This is a genomic window from Candidatus Eisenbacteria bacterium, from assembly GCA_005893275.1.
Lineage (GTDB): Bacteria > Eisenbacteria > RBG-16-71-46 > SZUA-252 > SZUA-252 > WS-7.
Map to the genome: position 1 here is coordinate 38,170 of VBOW01000040.1, position 16,542 is coordinate 54,711.

The 16,542-nt window shown below is 66.2% G+C and carries 14 protein-coding genes; all 14 read left to right on the forward strand.

All coding sequences use genetic code 11. From position 1 onward, the window contains the following. The first annotated feature begins 477 nt into the window (after positions 1–477). The 14 genes from E6K76_08770 (at position 478) to tsaD (ending at position 16,190) form a co-directional block, all read left to right on the forward strand. Positions 478–966: a chemotaxis protein CheW gene (locus E6K76_08770; GenBank protein ID TMQ58154.1), complete on the forward strand. Its 489-nt coding sequence runs from the start codon at positions 478–480 to the stop codon at positions 964–966. Positions 967–1,001: 35 nt separating this feature from the next. Next, on the forward strand, positions 1,002–2,303 hold the full coding sequence (locus tag E6K76_08775) for a hypothetical protein (protein ID TMQ58155.1): 1,302 nt from the start codon (positions 1,002–1,004) through the stop codon (positions 2,301–2,303). Positions 2,304–3,848: 1,545 nt separating this feature from the next. Further along, entirely contained in the window at positions 3,849–5,720 is a 1,872-nt protein-coding gene (locus tag E6K76_08780; GenBank protein TMQ58156.1) for an STAS domain-containing protein, read from the forward strand. After that, entirely contained in the window at positions 5,717–7,384 is a 1,668-nt protein-coding gene (locus E6K76_08785) for a response regulator (GenBank protein ID TMQ58157.1), read from the forward strand. The genes E6K76_08780 and E6K76_08785 overlap by 4 nt, the downstream gene beginning before the upstream one ends. Before the next feature lie 116 nt (positions 7,385–7,500). Beyond that, entirely contained in the window at positions 7,501–8,157 is a 657-nt protein-coding gene (locus tag E6K76_08790) for an AtpZ/AtpI family protein (protein TMQ58158.1), read from the forward strand. A gap of 7 nt (positions 8,158–8,164) precedes the next feature. Continuing rightward, positions 8,165–9,556 carry a F0F1 ATP synthase subunit A gene (gene atpB / locus E6K76_08795; GenBank protein TMQ58159.1) on the forward strand — a complete coding sequence of 464 codons (1,392 nt, stop codon included), beginning with the start codon at positions 8,165–8,167 and terminating at the stop codon, positions 9,554–9,556. Positions 9,557–9,586: 30 nt separating this feature from the next. Next, positions 9,587–9,820 (forward strand): ATP synthase F0 subunit C, encoded by a 234-nt coding sequence (gene atpE / locus E6K76_08800; protein TMQ58160.1) that lies wholly within the window; start codon positions 9,587–9,589, stop codon positions 9,818–9,820. Between the two features lie 15 nt (positions 9,821–9,835). Beyond that, positions 9,836–10,327, forward strand: coding sequence for a F0F1 ATP synthase subunit B (gene atpF / locus E6K76_08805; protein ID TMQ58161.1), 492 nt, complete (start codon positions 9,836–9,838; stop codon positions 10,325–10,327). Continuing rightward, entirely contained in the window at positions 10,324–10,869 is a 546-nt protein-coding gene (gene atpH, locus E6K76_08810; GenBank protein TMQ58162.1) for an ATP synthase F1 subunit delta, read from the forward strand. Before atpF ends, atpH begins: the two co-directional genes overlap by 4 nt. Positions 10,870–10,885: 16 nt before the next feature. Then, on the forward strand, positions 10,886–12,415 hold the full coding sequence (locus E6K76_08815; protein ID TMQ58163.1) for a F0F1 ATP synthase subunit alpha: 1,530 nt from the start codon (positions 10,886–10,888) through the stop codon (positions 12,413–12,415). A gap of 4 nt (positions 12,416–12,419) precedes the next feature. Continuing rightward, entirely contained in the window at positions 12,420–13,313 is an 894-nt protein-coding gene (atpG, locus tag E6K76_08820; GenBank protein TMQ58164.1) for an ATP synthase F1 subunit gamma, read from the forward strand. A gap of 24 nt (positions 13,314–13,337) precedes the next feature. Then, positions 13,338–14,825, forward strand: a complete 1,488-nt coding sequence (gene atpD / locus E6K76_08825; GenBank protein TMQ58165.1) for a F0F1 ATP synthase subunit beta — start codon at positions 13,338–13,340, stop codon at positions 14,823–14,825. Positions 14,826–14,842: 17 nt separating this feature from the next. Next, on the forward strand, positions 14,843–15,109 hold the full coding sequence (gene atpC / locus E6K76_08830) for an ATP synthase F1 subunit epsilon (protein ID TMQ58166.1): 267 nt from the start codon (positions 14,843–14,845) through the stop codon (positions 15,107–15,109). Between the two features lie 70 nt (positions 15,110–15,179). Further along, on the forward strand, positions 15,180–16,190 hold the full coding sequence (tsaD, locus tag E6K76_08835) for a tRNA (adenosine(37)-N6)-threonylcarbamoyltransferase complex transferase subunit TsaD (protein TMQ58167.1): 1,011 nt from the start codon (positions 15,180–15,182) through the stop codon (positions 16,188–16,190). Positions 16,191–16,542: the final 352 nt, after the last annotated feature.

Genomic DNA, 16,542 nt, shown 5'->3' on the forward strand with positions numbered 1-16,542 from the left:
CACTCCTTGATAAGAACGGCATCCATTCCCCGTACCCAGTCTTCTCCACATGCCAATCCAGTGCATCTGCATCCCCCGTGCCGCCCCGCATGGGCCGCGGCTCCGCGCGGGGCTAACTCGCGCGGCGGTATGGCGATCGACCCAAGTGAGATCTCACGCGACATCGGCGGCCCTAGTGCCGATTGGTCGCTGTATGGCTTGAAGGAACCGCGGAAAAGGGCGGAAGCACCCACTTCATACGCAATGCCGATAATGCGTTTTGCTGTTCTACAAGCTTTTTGCAATGAGCGGACGCGGCGCAGGCCGCATGTGGCGAGGAATGGCCTCAGGGAGACGTCGGGGAGGACACCCAATGTGCGAACGTAGGCAGGCTTGCAGGCAGGAATTGCGGGCCGCCCGTGGCACGCTATTTGCGATTCATTCCGACTTCGCGATCAGAGCCGCATCGACGCGGCAGCGAACCGAAGAGGGGTCGACGTGAACATGAACCTCGGCACGAGAGGCGCGCTCACCTTCCGGCTCGGGGACTTCTGCTTTGCCGTCCGTGTCGAGGAGGCGGGCGGGATTCTCGACGCCGAGCGTCTCGCGCACTTGCCGTGCGTCGCCGAGCCGATCGCGGGGGTCGCCGCGTTTCGCGGCGAAATGGTCCCGGTCGTCGACCTCGCCGCCTATCTCGGCATTGAGACCCACGGCCTCCCCGGCCACCGGTACGCGCTCGTGCTCGCGCGCGGGATGGACCGCTTCGCTCTGCTCATTCCAGAGATCCCAAAGCTCGTTCCCGGCCGGGACCTCCGTGAAGCGCCCGCTTCCGCGGTCGATCCCGAATTGGGCGAGCTCTTCGAGTCGGAGCTGGAGACGGACCAGGATCACTTCCATTGCCTTAACTACTGGAAGATTTTCGAGACGATGATTCCGCCCGCCGGCGCGGCGGGCCCGGGTCGACCTTCCAGGGAAGGGGGGAAATAGAGATGCAAGGGCGGAGGGATGAGGACGTTCGCCGCGTGGAGACTCCCAAGCCCCCGGCGGTTCTCATCACGTTCGTCGCGGCCCTCCTGGCCGGGGCCGCCGGGATCATTCTCTCGGGTCTTGCCGCCTGGGTCTGGGTCGGAGCGATCACCTGCGGGGGGGCATACCTCGCCTCGAAAGCGTCGAGGGGGGTGAAGAGCGAGGGCCCCATCAAGGCACGACGACTCCTCCTGATGCTCGACCGCGGCGGTTCCACCGAGACCAAGGGCCCCCCGCCCGAGTTCACGGAGGAGTGGGGGACGCTCTACGACCGCCTGAACAAGATCGCCTCCGAGGCACGCACCAACGCGACCGCGCTGGCCGACTTGGAGCGGTTCCGCCAGCAGGCGGACCTCGCCGCATCCATCCTTCGGGACGACAAGGACCCGCTGACCGAGGCGCCCGAGCTGCGCGTGGGACCGCTGCAGTCCCTGCTCGAAAGCGTCAAGAGCGTGGCCGGGGCCCCGGTCGTGAGCCGCCTCCCCTTCGGCGAGGAGGAGCTGATCGGCGCCGACGGGGAGGGGCTTCCCCCGACGTGGCCCAAATCGGCCCCCGGGTCGCCGCCGCAAGGATCGGCGATCCCGGGCGAGGTCGAGAATGGGCTCCGGCATCTCGTCCGGGACCTCGAAGGGCTGGCGGCCTCGCTCGCGGGAGAAGGGCGCAGGCCGTCTGCGCCGGCGGGTGAGAACGCGGATCTGAGGAGTCCCGCCCAGCTCGTCGACGCCGTGGTGCTCACCGCGGCGGACGGGATCGAGGACCTCGCGGCGGGGCTCATGCGGGCGAACGAGCTTGCTCTGGTCGCCGAGCGCGTGACCAATCGCGCGACCCTGCTCGCGTTGAACGCGGCGCTCGAGGCGACCCGCTCCGGGAGCGAAGCCTTCGCCGCGATCGCCGAAGAGACCCGGCGACTTGCCGAGTTCGCGCGCGAGGCAACCGACACCATTTCACGCCTGTCCTCGGAAATCGAGTACAAGGTCGGCGAAACCATCACCGCGATCCATGCGACGAGCGAGGACGCGAAGACCTCCCTGGCCGAGATGTCCGGAGCGGCCACGCCCGTCCCGGCCTCGGCGCGAAGTGCGCGCGTCCAAGTCGGGAAACTGCTCGATCGGGCCCACGGGCTCCTGCACAGGCTCGGCGCGTCCCCCCCTCCCGAGCCGACCGGAGGGGACCCCGCAGCCAATCGGAATTCGGCGCAGGATGTCGTGGAGAACGATCCTCCACCGGCCGACAACTTGCCTGCGGAGGGAATCTTGCTGATCGAAGGGCTGAAACCCGGGGCCCACCTCGAGAGCTGACCCCTCGCCCGGGCCATCGAGAGGCAGCATGAGAACCGCCGCGTCCGAATATCTAAGCCAAACCCAAATCATGTCGCGCCTGGGGGCGACCTTCGGCGCGCTCATCCACGAGCAAGTCGCGGCCGTCCGCCGTTTCCTGGACGACGAGACCAATTACGATTCGAGCGAGCTCCTGCCGATCGCCGAGCTGGCCGTACGGCTCGTGGAGCGAAGCGCCGAATGGCTTGAGGTCAGCGAGATCGCGAGTCTCGCCCTCGAGATGAGGGAAGCGCTGGCGCAATTGGGCCAGCTCCGCCCGACCGACCGCCAGGATGTGATCACCCAGTGCCGCGTCGCGCTGGAGGCCGAGGAGCGCCTGGTCGACCGGCTGCGGGCCGATGGGTTCACGGCTCTGGTCGACCACGCCGGGATCGTGAGCGATGCCCTGGACGGGCTACGCGCGAATTTGAAGCAGGCGCGCGCGCAGGAGCTCAACTCGGCGCGCGGCATGATCGACGACGCCACGCCGGATGTCGGCAGCCAGGAAAACCTCCTCGCGCTCACCTTCGAGATCAAGAACTCGCTCATTCACCAGAATGAACGAATCGGGTCGATGAGCGAGACCGTCGGCGAGGCGTTGGCCGCCGCGCATTCGGCGCTGACGGAGTGGGACACCGTTCAAAAGGCGGTCGAGCGCCAGCGGATGTCGCCGGGAAAGAAAACGGGCCACGGTCCGAGCCCCTTGGAGGGGAGGTCCCTGACCATCAACCAGCTTCTGCAAGACACGGCGTCGGGGCTGCGCGCCGTCTCTCACGAGCTGAACCAGCTCCTGGGCCTCCAGTACTCGCTCGAACGAAGGGCGCGGGATCTGGACGAGCACCTCCTTTGGGAGTTCCTGGATCCCCTCGACCGGTATCTCGACGACATGTACACCGCCGCCCATTGTGGGAGCCGCGGCCAGCGCATGGGCCTTTCGATTCAGACCGGAGGGGTCGGTTTCGAGCCCGAGATCGGGGCGATCCTGCTCCCGCTCGTGCTGCGCCTCCTCGAGTCCATGCAGCCCCTGACCGACGCGGGTGAGACGCTCGAGATTCGGATCACCGCCGCCCGGGAAGGGCTCGAGGCGAGACTCCAGATTGAGGGACCCGTCACGCTCGATCTGGAGCCGGTCCGACTCCTCGAAAATGCTCTGGAGAGTTTGGGCGGGTTTGCGTCGTTGAACGAGTCCCCCGGCGTGGGGTCCACGCTCAGGCTCCAGTTCCCCATGGCGCGGTCGCTCCGGAGCTTCCTGATCGTGGAGGCGGGGGGGCAGCGAATCGCGCTCCCGTGGAGCGCGATCGAGCGAATCTATTCGAGCGACGCGGATCCGGCCTGGACATCGGCCGCCAACCCCGGTCGGATCTACTCGCTCGCGGCGCTCTTCGGCCGGGATCCCGTCCGGGGGTCCGAGGCGACCCCGCCGACCCAGTCATCGGGCTCCCGCGCCGCGACGGGCGGCGAGGGGCACCCGCTGGCCGTGCTTCGGTCCGGGAGCGGTTCGGCGGTCGTCAGCTTCGACCGGCTTGTATGGCGCGAGAACGCCCGGCTGAAGCCCCTTCCTCCGAGGCTCTTTCCCGTCGAGGAGGTCCTCGGAGGCATCATGACCCCCGATTCGGGCATCACGCTCGTGCTGAGTCCGGGCGCGCTCTTGAAGCGCGCCCGCATGGAAGGCGGGGCCTCGTGAGAGCGCTCCAGATCGAGCGCGTCGGTCCGCGCGAGGATTTCCACTTCGCGCTCCGGGGAGTCGTCGATGCCGAAGGGGCGCGCTCCATCGACCGGCTCCTCCTGAATTGCCAGGGACGAAGCGCGCCGCGCGTCCGGCTCGACTTCACACATGTCGAGAGCATCTCGAGCCTCGGCATCTCGGTCTTGAGCCGGTGGGGGCGCGTCTACGAAAAGACCGAGCGACGAATCGAGCTGAACGGCCTGGCCCCCGAGGTCCGGGCGACGCTTCATCAATCCGAGGCGATCGTCTACCTCGCGAACGCGCGCCCGTCGGCTCCCGCGCCGGCGCCCGATGCCCGCCGCGTGGACGTCCCCGAGGCCGTGCTCGAGCCGGTCCCGGTGAGGCCCTACCTCGCCCCGCCGGTGGACCCTCCCGCGGGTCCCGAGCTGGCTTCGCTCCAATCGAAGCTCAAGCGAAAGATCGTCGAGTTCCGAAACCTGTTCGAGATCACCCAGGCGCTCAACCTCGCGCAGGACCTGGACGAGGTCCTGAACCTCTTCGGCTTGAGCGTCATGGGTCAGTTCGGACTGGAGCGCCTCGCGCTTTTCCTGAGCGATCCCGACAGGAACGGGGATTTGGTTCCTCGTCACGTGCGCGGGTTCGCGCAGAACCATTTTCAGGATTTCTCCGTCCCGTGGACCGCGTTTCGAAAGTTCGCTCCCGATCGCTCGTTCGTGACCCTCCACGACATGGAGGGCAAGCAGAACGGCGCGGAAGAGATCGAAGCGCTTCGGGAATCGGGATTCGAATGGGGAATCCTGCTCTGGGTGCGTCGCGATCTCGAGGGCGTGCTCTTCCTGGGAGGCCGCGGCAGCAGGAAGAGGTTCGAGGAGGACGAGCGCGACCTCCTGACCATTCTTTCCCACCAGGGAGCCGTGGCGATTTCAAACGCAAGGGTCCAGCGGGCCCAGGAGGAGCGAAATCTCGGGCTCGTGCGGGGGATGATGGCGCTGATCGAGAGCCGCGACGGATACGCGAAGGGCAGCACCGAGCGCGTCGTCCGGTACGTGAGCGCGGTGGCGCGGCTCCTGGATTATCCGAAGGAGTACTTGAAATCGCTCGTGTACGGGGCGGTGCTCCGCGATATCGGGATGATCACCGTGAGCGGGCTTATCTTGAAAAACCCCGCGCACCTGTCGGAAGAGGAATGGGCGCTCATCAAGCAGCATCCGCTTCGCGGGGCCCAGATCCTCGAGGAGATGAACTTCCCCAAGGAAGTGATCGCGATCGTCTTGAATCATCACGAGCGCTGGGGAGGGGAAGGATACCCGAACGGTATTCGCGGCCAGGACATTCCGCTCGGCGCGCGCATCGTGTCGCTTGTGGACGCCTACGTCGCGATGACGAGCGAGCGGCCCTATCGGCGGGCGCTCCCCTATGAGAAGGCCCGGCAGGTGATCGCGGAGAACTGGGGAAGCCCCTTCGACCCGAGCGTCATCGAAGTGTTCCTGACCGTCCTCGACAAGATCGAACGCCGTACCCGCCTCAAGGCGGGCCAACCGCTGGCCGAAGTGACCGGGACCGGCACGGACGCCGGACCGACGTCCGCCGGCGACTCGGTCCTGGACCCGCTCTCCTCGGGCGCGACGATTCCGCCTGAGAAGGACTCCGCATCCGACGCCGCCGCGGGAACCGGGTCCGGACCCACGATGGAGGCGGGAAGGCGCCGATGACCCCCGAGAGCTTGAAGCCGGCCCTGGAGGCGCGCGAAGGCAAGCAGAAGCGAACGATCCTCGTCGTCGACGATGACCGGCGCGTCGTGGATCTCCTGCAAATCTCCCTGTCGCAGAACGGCTACCAGGTCACGACCGCTTCGACCGGCGAGGAAGCGCTCGAGGCCGTGCGCCGGGAGATACCGGATCTGATCATTCTCGACTTGAGGCTCCCCAAGAAGAACGGGTACGAGGTCTGCGCGGCGCTGAAGAGCTCGAAGGAGACCGTCGCGGTCCCGGTCATCATGGTCTCCGCGACCGCGGAGGTCGACGCGCGCCTCCAGGGCCTCATGCACGGCGCGGACGATTACCTGACGAAGCCGTTTTCGCCGAAAGAGCTTCTGATCAAGGTGCGCCGCATTTTCGAGAGGATGGAGAAAACCGAGGTCCTGAGCGTCAAGAACCGGGAGCTCGAGACCGAGGTGGCTCGGAACCGCGAGGACCTGGTGGTTCGCAACAAGGAGCTCCGGTTCCAGGTGTTCAGCCTCGAGACCCTGATGGGTCTTACCCACCAGCTCAATTCCTCCCTCGATCTCGATTCGCTCATGGGGACCGTCATTCTGAGCGTCGTGGGCCAGCTTCGCGTGAACTCCGCCTGCCTGTTCCTCACCGACTCGCGCGAGAACCCGAAGCGGCTGGATGCCTGGACGTTCAAGGGCGTTAAGGAGGATCTGGTTCGTTCCATCACGTTCCGCTACGAGGATGATTTTGTCCAGGCGATCCGGCCGGTCGAAGGCGAGGAAGCGCGGCCGATCCGGCTGCAAGACCTGTCGGAGGATCCCTCCCTCGAGCGCGACGTGGGACCTCTCTACGCCGCCGGGTTCACGCTCGTGTGCCCGGTCGTGATGAAGCAGAAGCTCACCGCCATCCTCGCCGTCGGCGAAAAGGTGAGCGGGCAGGACTTTCAATCCACCGACCTCGAGATGGTGAAGGCTCTGTCCGAGTCGGCGGGCATCGCGATCGAGAACGCGCGGCTGTTCAAGGATCTTCAGGACACCTATCTCGCCACCGTGCGCGTGCTGGTCTCCACGATCGAGGCCAAGGATCCATACACGCACGGGCACACGGAGCGCGTGGCGCAGTACGCGGTCGGGATCGCGAAGGCGATGGGGTTCAGCTCGGACGAGATCCAGACGATCCAGCTGGGCGCGATCCTTCACGACATCGGCAAGCTCCACACGAGCGACTCGATCCTGCATAAACCCGGAGCGCTCACGGACGAAGAGTGGCGCCTCGTCAAGGCACATCCCGTTCGCGGCGCGCAAATGCTTCAAGGCGTGAAGTTCCTCGAGAAGGCTACCGACCTGGTCCGCCACCATCACGAGCGGGTGGACGGAAAGGGCTACCCCGACGGGCTGAGCGGTGACGAAATCACGATCGGGGCGAAGATCGTGAACGTGGCGGATGCGTTCGACGCGATGACAACGGAGCGCCCGTATCGCTCCGGCCTCAGCGTCGATCAGGCGGTCGCTCAGCTGCAGGAGAAGGCCGGCACCCAGTTCGCCGCCGAAGTGGTCGAGGTGTTCGTGGGGGCGCTCCGCGACGGGAGCATTCAGCTGATCCGGAACACCCGCGCTTTCGACGACTCGGCCAGGGCGACCATCTCCGGCGACCGCGGACGCTAGGCGACCGCGGCGCCCCTCGCGTTGACGCCCGGCGAAGCCGCCGGGCCTGAGCCGCTTACCCCCGCGTTCGACATTCCCGAGCCCTCGTTGCGTCAACCGCAGTGGGCACCGCCCGAATGCGACCTTCCGGAGCGCGGAGCCGCTCGGCCCGCGCTAGCTCCCGCAGAACAACGGCTTGCTCCACCGAGCTCCATGTGCGGGCGGCAGGCACGCCGGTTGCGATGCAGATTCGCCGGCGGGACGCTCTCTGTTTGGGGGAGAGCACTGCGGAGTCGGGGCCGCGGTGTGATGAAGCCGAGGAGGCAAGGAGGCGTCCCGCCTTGACTTCATTCGTGGGGGCAAAGCGCGGGCGGTGGATCCCTGGCGGCTTCAAGCGCCGGTCGGTCGCGATCGCGCCGCCCTCATTTTTCGTTGACCCTCCTGGCACCATCCGCTATGGTTTTCGGCTCGTAGTCGGCGGTACCATTCCTCCTGCAACCTACGGACGGTGGACGTATCGGCGTCCGTACGCCGCCGCGAGTTTCGCGTGCGGAGACCCTCAAGTGGCCGGAAAGACACCGAAAAGGGTCACGGGCTGGCGGCAGGTGGGGCTGCTTTCGTCGATTCCGTTCATTCTCGCCCTGGCGCCCATCATCGGATTCGTCATCGGGCAGTTACTCGATCGACACTTCCGGACCCGCCCATGGCTGAGCATCATCCTGCTCGTCCTGGGCTTCGTAGCCGGCGTGCGTGAGACGATCAAGATCGTGAAGCTTTCACAGCAGGAGGACTAACCCCGACATGGTTGAGGCCCGCCCCGGGCGCGACATCTTGAGCCGTTCGCTTCGAACCTCGTGGCTCGTCGCGATCGTGCTCGCCGCGTCCCTGGCCCCGAGCCTTCCCCGCGCCGCGCTCGCGATCCTCGCGGGCCAGCTCATCTCGTTCCTCAACTTCATTTTCCTCCGCCAGATTGTGAAACTCTTCACAGAGGGCGGGAGGGACGCGCGTATCCTGCTCGCGATCGCGGCAAAGGTGACGCTCGTGTACGGGGGACTCGCCGCGCTGATTGCGTGGGGTGGCGTCCGCTACGGGCCGCTCTGCGCGGGAATCGGGCTTCCCTTCGCCGCGCTTTTCCTCAAATCGATCCTGTTGGCCCTGGGCGCCGGGCCTTCCTCGCTCACGGCACGGCGGGCAACCGAAACGGCTCGTTCCCTGGGGAACGCGGCCAAGCCCGCCGTGTTTCTGCTGCTCCTGGGCGCCTCGGCGCTCCTCGCTTTCTCGGCGCTGCCCGGGCCGGCGCATGCAGGCGAAGCGGCGCATGCAGGCGAAGCGGCGCATGCAGGCGAAGCGGCGCACGGCGCGCCGGCGGCCCACGCGGGGGAGGCCCGGCACGGCGAGGAGGGCGCGGCGGAGCTTCCGAACTGGCTTGTGATCCTCCACGATTTCAACCCCGGGAACCCACTGATCGCCTGGCTCGAGAAGAACCAGGTCATCGTATTCGCGTGGATCGCGGGACTCCTCTTCCTCCTCGTGAGCTGGCTGGCGATGCGCAAGCCGAAGATGGTGCCGGGCCCCTTTCAGAACGGCGTGGAGTGGATGGTCGAGAGCATGGAGGACGTGTGCGGCGGGCTCCTCGGCCCGCAGATCGAAAAACACTTCCCGCTCATCGGGGCGCTCTTCTTCTACATCCTCACGATCAACATGCTGGGGATCATCCCCGGGATGAAGTCCGCGACTTCCTCGCTCGACCTGACGCTGGCGCTGGCCCTGATCACGTTTCTCTACGTGCAGTTCTGGGGGATCCGGAATCTCGGGATCGTCGGCTACCTGGACCACCTCGCAGGGTCGCCCCGCGACGCGATCGGCTGGGCGATGCTCCCGGTGATGCTCCCGGTCCACATCCTGGGAGAGCTCGCCAAGCCCGTGAGCCTCTCCTGCCGACTCTTCGGCAACATCTTCGGGGAGGACACGCTCATCGTTGTGTTCGTCGGGGCCACGGCGCTCTTGATCAAGGCCTCCCTCGTGGCGATCGCGGTCCCTCCCATGGCCGGTATCACCGCGCTCTTCATGATGCTCCAGACGCTCACGAGCATCGTGCAGGCGCTGATTTTCTCCCTCCTTGCGACCGTGTACCTCTACATGATGCTGCCTCACGAGGCGCACGAGAGCGGGGAGGCCAAGGAAGCGCATTGAACGGAAAACGGAACAGGAGGAGGTAAATCCATGCTTTTTCCAGCCGCGCTAGGACTCGGACTTCCGGTCGGGATCGGCCTTGCCGCCATCGGGTCGGGGATCGGCATCGGTTTCCTGGGCAAGGGAGCGATGGAGGCGATGGGACGCCAGCCGGAGATCCTCCCGAAGCTCCAAGTCGCCATGATCATCGGCTTCGGCTTCGCCGAAGCGCTCACGATCTACGCGTTCGTCACGATGTTCTTCCTTCAGGGTCGTATCGGTTAAGTCGCGAAGGGGTTCATGGAAAAGCTCGTTCACCTAAATCAGCTCCTCGCCCACGCGATCAGCTTCATCATTTTCCTCTTCCTCGTCCGTGGCGCGTTCAATGCGATCATCTTTCCCCCCATGCGCGAGCGCCGCGAGCGGATCCGCGCGGAATTCGAGCGCATCGAGCGGGAAAGGGCGGAGGTCCAAAAGATCCGCCAGGGGTACGAGGCTCACATGAAAAAGCTGGACGCCGAAAGCCGCCAGCGCATCCAGGAGGCGGTGGCGGAAGGCCAGCGCGTGGCCGCCGAGATCCGAGAGGCGTCGCGCAAGGAGGCCCAGGAGATGATCACCCGCGCGCGCCAGGAGATCGGGCTCGAGCGGGACAAGGCGCAGGCCACGCTCCGGAACGAGGTGGTCGATCTGGCGGTCGAGATCGCGGGGAAGGTGATCCGGGAAGAGCTGACCGCCGAGAAGCATCGGAAGCTCGTCGATGGGTTCCTCGCCGAGGTGGAAGAGGTCAAGTGATCTCCGCCGTTCTCGCGCGCCGCTACGCCCGCGCCCTTCTCGCTCTCTCCCAGCGTCTCGATGATGTGGAACGGACGCATCAGGATCTCCGGGGGGTCACGAGCATTTTCGAGAGCGACCCGCGTGTCCGGAGATTCTTCGAAGCGCCCAACATCGCGCGCACCGAGAAGGAAGCGTTCCTCGAGCGGAGATGGAAGCCCAAGCTCAACCGGAACGTCTACGGGTTGCTCGTGATCCTGCTCCGCCGCCGGCGCTTCGACCATCTGGTCGCGATCGCGGCCGAGTTTCACAAGCTCGCGGAGGAAGCGCAGGGCATCACCCGAGCGATCGTCCGCACCGCGGTCCCGATCAGCGAACGACAGGCGGACGCGCTGACGCGCGCGCTCAACCGACGTACCGGAAGGAAGGTCACCCTCACCCGCGAAGTGGACCCCGCGCTCCTCGGGGGTGTTACCCTCTCGCTGGATCACAAGGTCATCGACGGCACCCTCGCGACGCAGCTCTGGCGCATCCGCCGGCAGCTGCGTGAGGCGCGGGTCTGAGGCCAGAGGTCAACGCATGGCGTTCAAGCCAGAAGAAGTGAGTTCGGTCCTCGAGCAGGAGCTCGAGCGCTACGAGTCTCGGCTCAAGATGGAGAGCGTCGGGACGGTGTTGCAGGTGGGCGACGGCATCGCCCGCATCTGGGGCCTCGACGACGCGATGGCGGGGGAGCTCCTCATCTTTCCGGGGGACCTGACCGGCATCGCCCTCAATCTGGAAGAGGACAACGTGGGAGCGGCCCTTTTCGGCGGGACGGACAACGTCAAGCAGGGAGACACCGTGCGCCGCACCGGACGGATCGCTTCCGTCCCGGTCGGGGAGGCGATGATCGGCCGGGTCGTGAACGCGATCGGTCAGCCGATCGACGGCAAGGGTCCGATCGTCACGGACAAGTCGCGAGCCCTGGAGGGTCACGCGCCGGGCATCGTGGACCGCCAGCCGGTGAACCAGCCGGTGCAGACCGGCCTCAAGGCGATCGATTCGATGATCCCGATCGGGCGCGGGCAGCGAGAGTTGATCATCGGCGACCGCCAGACCGGCAAGACCGCGCTCGCGATCGACACGATCCTGAACCAGACCGCGGGCGACCTCCACTGCATCTACGTCGCGATCGGGCAGAAGGACTTTACCGTCGCGAAGGTGGTGAAAGTGCTGGAGGACCGCGGAGCGATGAAGTACACGACCGTGGTGTCCGCGGGGGCGAGCGAGTCCGCGCCGCTCCAGTACATCGCGCCCTACACCGGCTGCGCGATCGGCGAGGAGTTCCGCGACGCGGGGAAGCACGCCCTCGTGATCTACGACGATCTCTCCAAGCACGCTCAGGCCTACCGGCAGCTCTCGCTGCTCCTGCGCCGCCCGCCGGGGCGCGAGGCGTATCCGGGGGACATCTTCTACCTGCACTCACGGCTTCTCGAGCGCGCGGCGAAGCTGAACGAAAAGCTGGGCGCGGGCTCGCTCACGGCGCTCCCGATCATCGAGACGCAGGCGGGGGACGTGTCGGCCTACATCCCGACGAACGTGATCTCGATCACGGACGGCCAGATCTTCCTTGAGAGCGACCTCTTCTTCGCGGGCATCCGCCCCGCGATCAACGTGGGGATCTCGGTCTCGCGCGTCGGCGGCAAGGCGCAGACGAAGGCGATGAAGAAGGTCGCGGGACGGCTGCGCCTCGACCTAGCGCAGTTCCGCGAGCTCGCTGCGTTCTCCCAGTTCGGATCGGACCTGGACAAGGCGACCCAGGACCAGCTCACCCGCGGCGAGCGGATGGTGGAGCTCTTGAAGCAGGGGCAGTACGAGCCGCTGCCGGTGGAGCGCCAGGTCGCGATAGTCTACGCGGGCACGCAGGGGTTTCTCGACGACCTCCCGACGAGCGACATCCGCGATTTCGAGACGGGGCTCTATGAGTACCTCGACAAGAGCTACGCCGACCTGATGCACGACATGAAACAGAAATACGAGCTGACGGATGCGATCGAGGCGAAGCTCAAGAAGGCGATCGCGGCCTGGAAGGAGCTGTTCACGAAGAAGCGCGGGGGCGCCTCGAGGTAATCACGTGGCGACCCTTCGCGACATACGACGCCGGATCCGGAGCGTCCGGAGCACGGCCCAGATCACCAAGACGATGGAGATGGTCTCGGCGGCGAAGCTCCGCCGCGCGCAGGCGACGGTCGAGTCGGCGAGACCCTATGCCGGCGACCTGAGCGCGGTTCTCGCGAACCTGGCCGAGGCCTCAAGCGACCTGAGCCACCCGGCGTTCGCGAAACGCGAGGTGAAAAACCGCGCGATCGTGCTCGTCAGCTCCGACCGTGGTCTCTGCGGCGCCTTCAACACGAACCTGGTCCGGGCCGTCGAGGAGCGCATGCGCGAGAAGCGCCAGCCCACGCGGCTGGTCCTCCTCGGCAAGAAGGGCTCCGATTTCTTCCGTCGGCGCGGTGCCTCGATCCTCGTCTCGAAGACGGACCTGGGCGGCGTCGCCGACTGGGGATTCGCGGAGGAGACGAGCCGCGCGGTTCTCTCGCGCGTGGCGGCGGGCGAGATCGACGAGGTGGACCTGATCTACACGCGCTTCAAGAGCGCCCTGCGCCGCTACGTCGTCATGGAGCCGTACCTCCCGCTCGGGGGCGGGACCTTCGCGCGCGCCTCCGAGTCGGTCCAGGGCGCGGGCAGGGAACGCAAGGCTTCCGGGGCGCGCGAGTACATCTACGAGCCCGACCCGGGCGCCATCCTGACCCGCATCGTGCCCTACTTCCTGGCGATGCGGCTCTACATGGCGCTCGCGGAATCCGCCGCCGCGGAGCACGGCGCGCGGATGATCGCGATGGGCTCCGCCACGAAGAACGCGAACGAGATGATCCAGACGCTCACGCTGCACATGAACCGGACCCGCCAGGCCACGATCACGCGCGAAATCGTCGAGATCGTCGGCGGGGCCGAAGCGCTCAAGTAGAAGCGCTCAAATAAAGGAAGGACCATGGCGAACGCGACTCGAAGGAACGCGACCCGGACCAGCGCTACCCCGGACCCGACCCAGACGAACGGCACGGGAGGCAACGTCGGCAGCATTATCCAGGTGATCGGGCCCACGGTGGACGTGCGGTTCGACCCGGAACATTTGCCGCCGATCTTGAACGCCCTCCGGATCGAGTACCCCGAGCAGGACATCCGCCTCACGGTCGAGGTGGCGCTCCATATCGGCGATGAGGTGGTTCGTTGCGTCGCGATGTCCTCCACCGACGGACTCGTCCGCGATATGAAGGCGGTCGACACCGGCGGCCCGATCCAAGTGCCCGTCGGACGACAGACGCTCGGCCGCGTGTTCAACCTCCTCGGGGAGCCCATCGATCAGGGCGTCCCCGTGAAGCAGCCGGAGCTCAAGCTTCCGATCCACCGCGCTCCACCCACGTTCGAAGAGCAGGAGACCGTGGCGCGGATTTTCGAGACCGGGATCAAAGTCGTCGACCTGCTCGCCCCCTACGCCAAGGGTGGAAAGATCGGTCTCTTCGGCGGCGCCGGCCTCGGGAAGACGGTCATCTTGCAAGAGCTGATCCGGAACATCGCCACGGAGCACGGCGGCTTCTCGGTCTTCTCGGGCGTGGGGGAGCGGACGCGCGAAGGGAACGACCTCTGGCTGGAGATGAAGGAATCGGGCGTCATCGACAAGACCGTGATGGTATTCGGGCAGATGAACGAGCCTCCCGGAGCCCGGCTCCGCGTCGGCTTGACCGGCGTCACGATGGCGGAGTACTTCCGCGATCAGGAAAACCAGGACGTCCTTTTCTTCGTGGACAATATTTTCAGATTCGTGCAGGCAGGATCCGAGGTGTCCGCGCTGCTGGGGCGAATGCCTTCCGCAGTGGGATATCAGCCCACGCTCTCGACGGAGATGGGCGCGCTCCAAGAGCGCATCACCTCGACGAAGCGCGGCTCCATTACCTCGGTCCAGGCGATTTACGTGCCCGCGGATGATCTCACCGATCCCGCGCCGGCGACGACCTTCACCCACCTCGACGCGACCACCGTGCTGTCGCGAAGGATCAGCGAGCTGGGGATCTACCCGGCGGTGGATCCGCTCGATTCCACGTCGCGCATCCTGGATCCCCACGTGGTGGGCGAGGAGCACTACAACCTGGCGCGCGCGGTGCAGAAAGTCCTCCAGCGCTACAAGGACTTGCAGGACATCATCGCGATTCTGGGGATCGACGAGCTTTCCGAGGACGACAAGGTCATCGTCTCCCGGGCGCGAAAGATCCAGAGATTCCTTTCGCAGCCTTTCTTCGTTGCCGAGCCGTTCACGGGCCAGCAGGGCCGTTACGTGAAGCTCGAGGACACCATCCGCTCCTTCAAGACGATCGTCGAGGGGAAATGCGACCACATCCCCGAGCAGGCGTTCTACATGGTGGGGACGATCGACGAGGTGTTCCAGAAAGCGGAGCAAATGGGAGTGGCGCCCGCCGCGTAACCGCGCACGCCCGACGAATGGCCGAGCACACGTTTCTCCTGAGGCTTGTCACCCCGCAGAAGCTTCTTCTCGAAGCCGAGGTCGCGTCTTTACAGGCACCCGGCTCCGAGGGCTACCTCGGGATCCTCGCCCACCATGCGCCTTTGATCACGGCGCTCAAGGAGGGGAAGCTCGAGGTAAAGGATCCGGCGGGCCGGGTGACTACCTACCACGTCACGGGGGGATTCCTCGAGGTTTCCGACAACCGCGCGACGGTGCTCGCGGATTCGGCCGAGGTGGCTTAAAGGGCGGGCGCGGCTCCGCCCGCCCCACAACGAGTCGCGCCCGCCCCAGAATCTGCCTTAGACTCCCCTCATGCGCATCCTCGGAATCGAGACCTCATGCGATGACACCGGCGCGGCCGTCGTCGAAGACGGCCGCATTCTCTCCAACATCGTCGCGGCACAGGACATCCATCTCGAGTACGGCGGGGTCGTCCCGGAGCTGGCGTCGCGGGCCCACATCACGCTCCTGCCCCGCGTCGTCGACGAGGCCCTCGGGGCCGCGGGAACCAAGCCCAGCCAAATCGATGCCGTCGCCGTTACGATCGGGCCGGGGCTTCAGGGCTCGCTCCTCGTGGGCATCGAGTTCGCCAAAGGATTCGCCATGGCGCGTGGCATCCCCTGGGTGGGGGTGAACCACGTGGAGGCGCACCTCGTCTCCGCGGGGCTCGAATCCGAGCTCAATCCCCCCTATGTGGGCATGGTCGCCTCCGGGGGCCATACAGAGATCTATCATGTGCCGGAGAAGGGGGTCTTTCGGCGCGTCGGTTCGACGCGTGACGACGCCGTCGGAGAGGCCTTCGATAAGATCGGGAAGCTTCTCGGCCTGCCTTACCCGGCGGGGCCGCACCTCGACCGGCTCGCCCGGGAGGGGCGGGCGGATCAGGTTCCGCTCCCCAAAGCCCGGCTCAAGGGGGACACGCTCGACTTGAGCATGAGCGGTCTCAAGACCGCGGCTAAGCTCTTCCTCGAGCGTGAGCCCCACCCGATTCCCGACGCGAGGCTCCGCGACATCGCGGCCTCGGTCGAGAAGGCGATCGTCGACGCTCTGGTCGAGCGGCTCGCGCAGGCGCTCTCCCGGTTCGAAGCCGGCGCCGTCACCGTCGCGGGGGGTTGCGCCTGCAACACGCTGCTCCGCCGCGAGACCGCGCGCCTCGCCCATACCCGGGGGATTCCGGCCCTGTTTCCCTCCCCAAAGCTCTGCCGCGACAACGGGGCGATGATCGCATACGCCGGCTCCCTGAGGCTCCAGGGCGGCCAAACAACCCCCTTCAGCGCCACCGCCATCGCCAACCTGGACTCGTTTTCGTCTTTGCCGGTCTGAATTTTTGACTGGGGCGACCCTCGTCCGCAACTCGTCCCGGGGCATGCTCTCCGGACCTGACGACCGAAGCGGAAGCCGGGGTGGCGCGTAACTTCGCCGATACCTAGGAGCAGGTAGCCGTGGGCAAGCAGCTCCTCGATTTCGGAAACTTGCCCCGGGGCAAGTGGGGCGTCACTTGCCGTTTGCCCCTGGGTTGTCACCACCGTGCAATTTGCAACGCCTCAGCCCACCCGGAACGCACCCTAATCCCACACCCCGGCTCAAGATCGCCATCGGGAAAGCCGAACATTTCCAAGAGCGGTACCAAGTTCCGCCCTTTGGCGGTTCGGAAGCCGCACGCGCAAGCCACGGC

Bases quoted from the DNA above. Each gene is read 5' to 3' on its own strand.
- tsaD (TMQ58167.1), top strand. From the start codon at position 15,180: ATGCGCATCCTCGGAATCGAGACCTCATGCGATGACACCGGCGCGGCC.
- atpE (TMQ58160.1), top strand. From the start codon at position 9,587: ATGCTTTTTCCAGCCGCGCTAGGACTCGGACTTCCGGTCGGGATCGGC.
- E6K76_08780 (TMQ58156.1), top strand. From the start codon at position 3,849: ATGGCGCGAGAACGCCCGGCTGAAGCCCCTTCCTCCGAGGCTCTTTCC.
- atpD (TMQ58165.1), top strand. From the start codon at position 13,338: ATGGCGAACGCGACTCGAAGGAACGCGACCCGGACCAGCGCTACCCCG.
- E6K76_08785 (TMQ58157.1), top strand. From the start codon at position 5,717: ATGACCCCCGAGAGCTTGAAGCCGGCCCTGGAGGCGCGCGAAGGCAAG.
- atpC (TMQ58166.1), top strand. From the start codon at position 14,843: ATGGCCGAGCACACGTTTCTCCTGAGGCTTGTCACCCCGCAGAAGCTT.
- E6K76_08790 (TMQ58158.1), top strand. From the start codon at position 7,501: ATGCGACCTTCCGGAGCGCGGAGCCGCTCGGCCCGCGCTAGCTCCCGC.
- atpB (TMQ58159.1), top strand. From the start codon at position 8,165: ATGGTTGAGGCCCGCCCCGGGCGCGACATCTTGAGCCGTTCGCTTCGA.
- E6K76_08815 (TMQ58163.1), top strand. From the start codon at position 10,886: ATGGCGTTCAAGCCAGAAGAAGTGAGTTCGGTCCTCGAGCAGGAGCTC.
- atpF (TMQ58161.1), top strand. From the start codon at position 9,836: ATGGAAAAGCTCGTTCACCTAAATCAGCTCCTCGCCCACGCGATCAGC.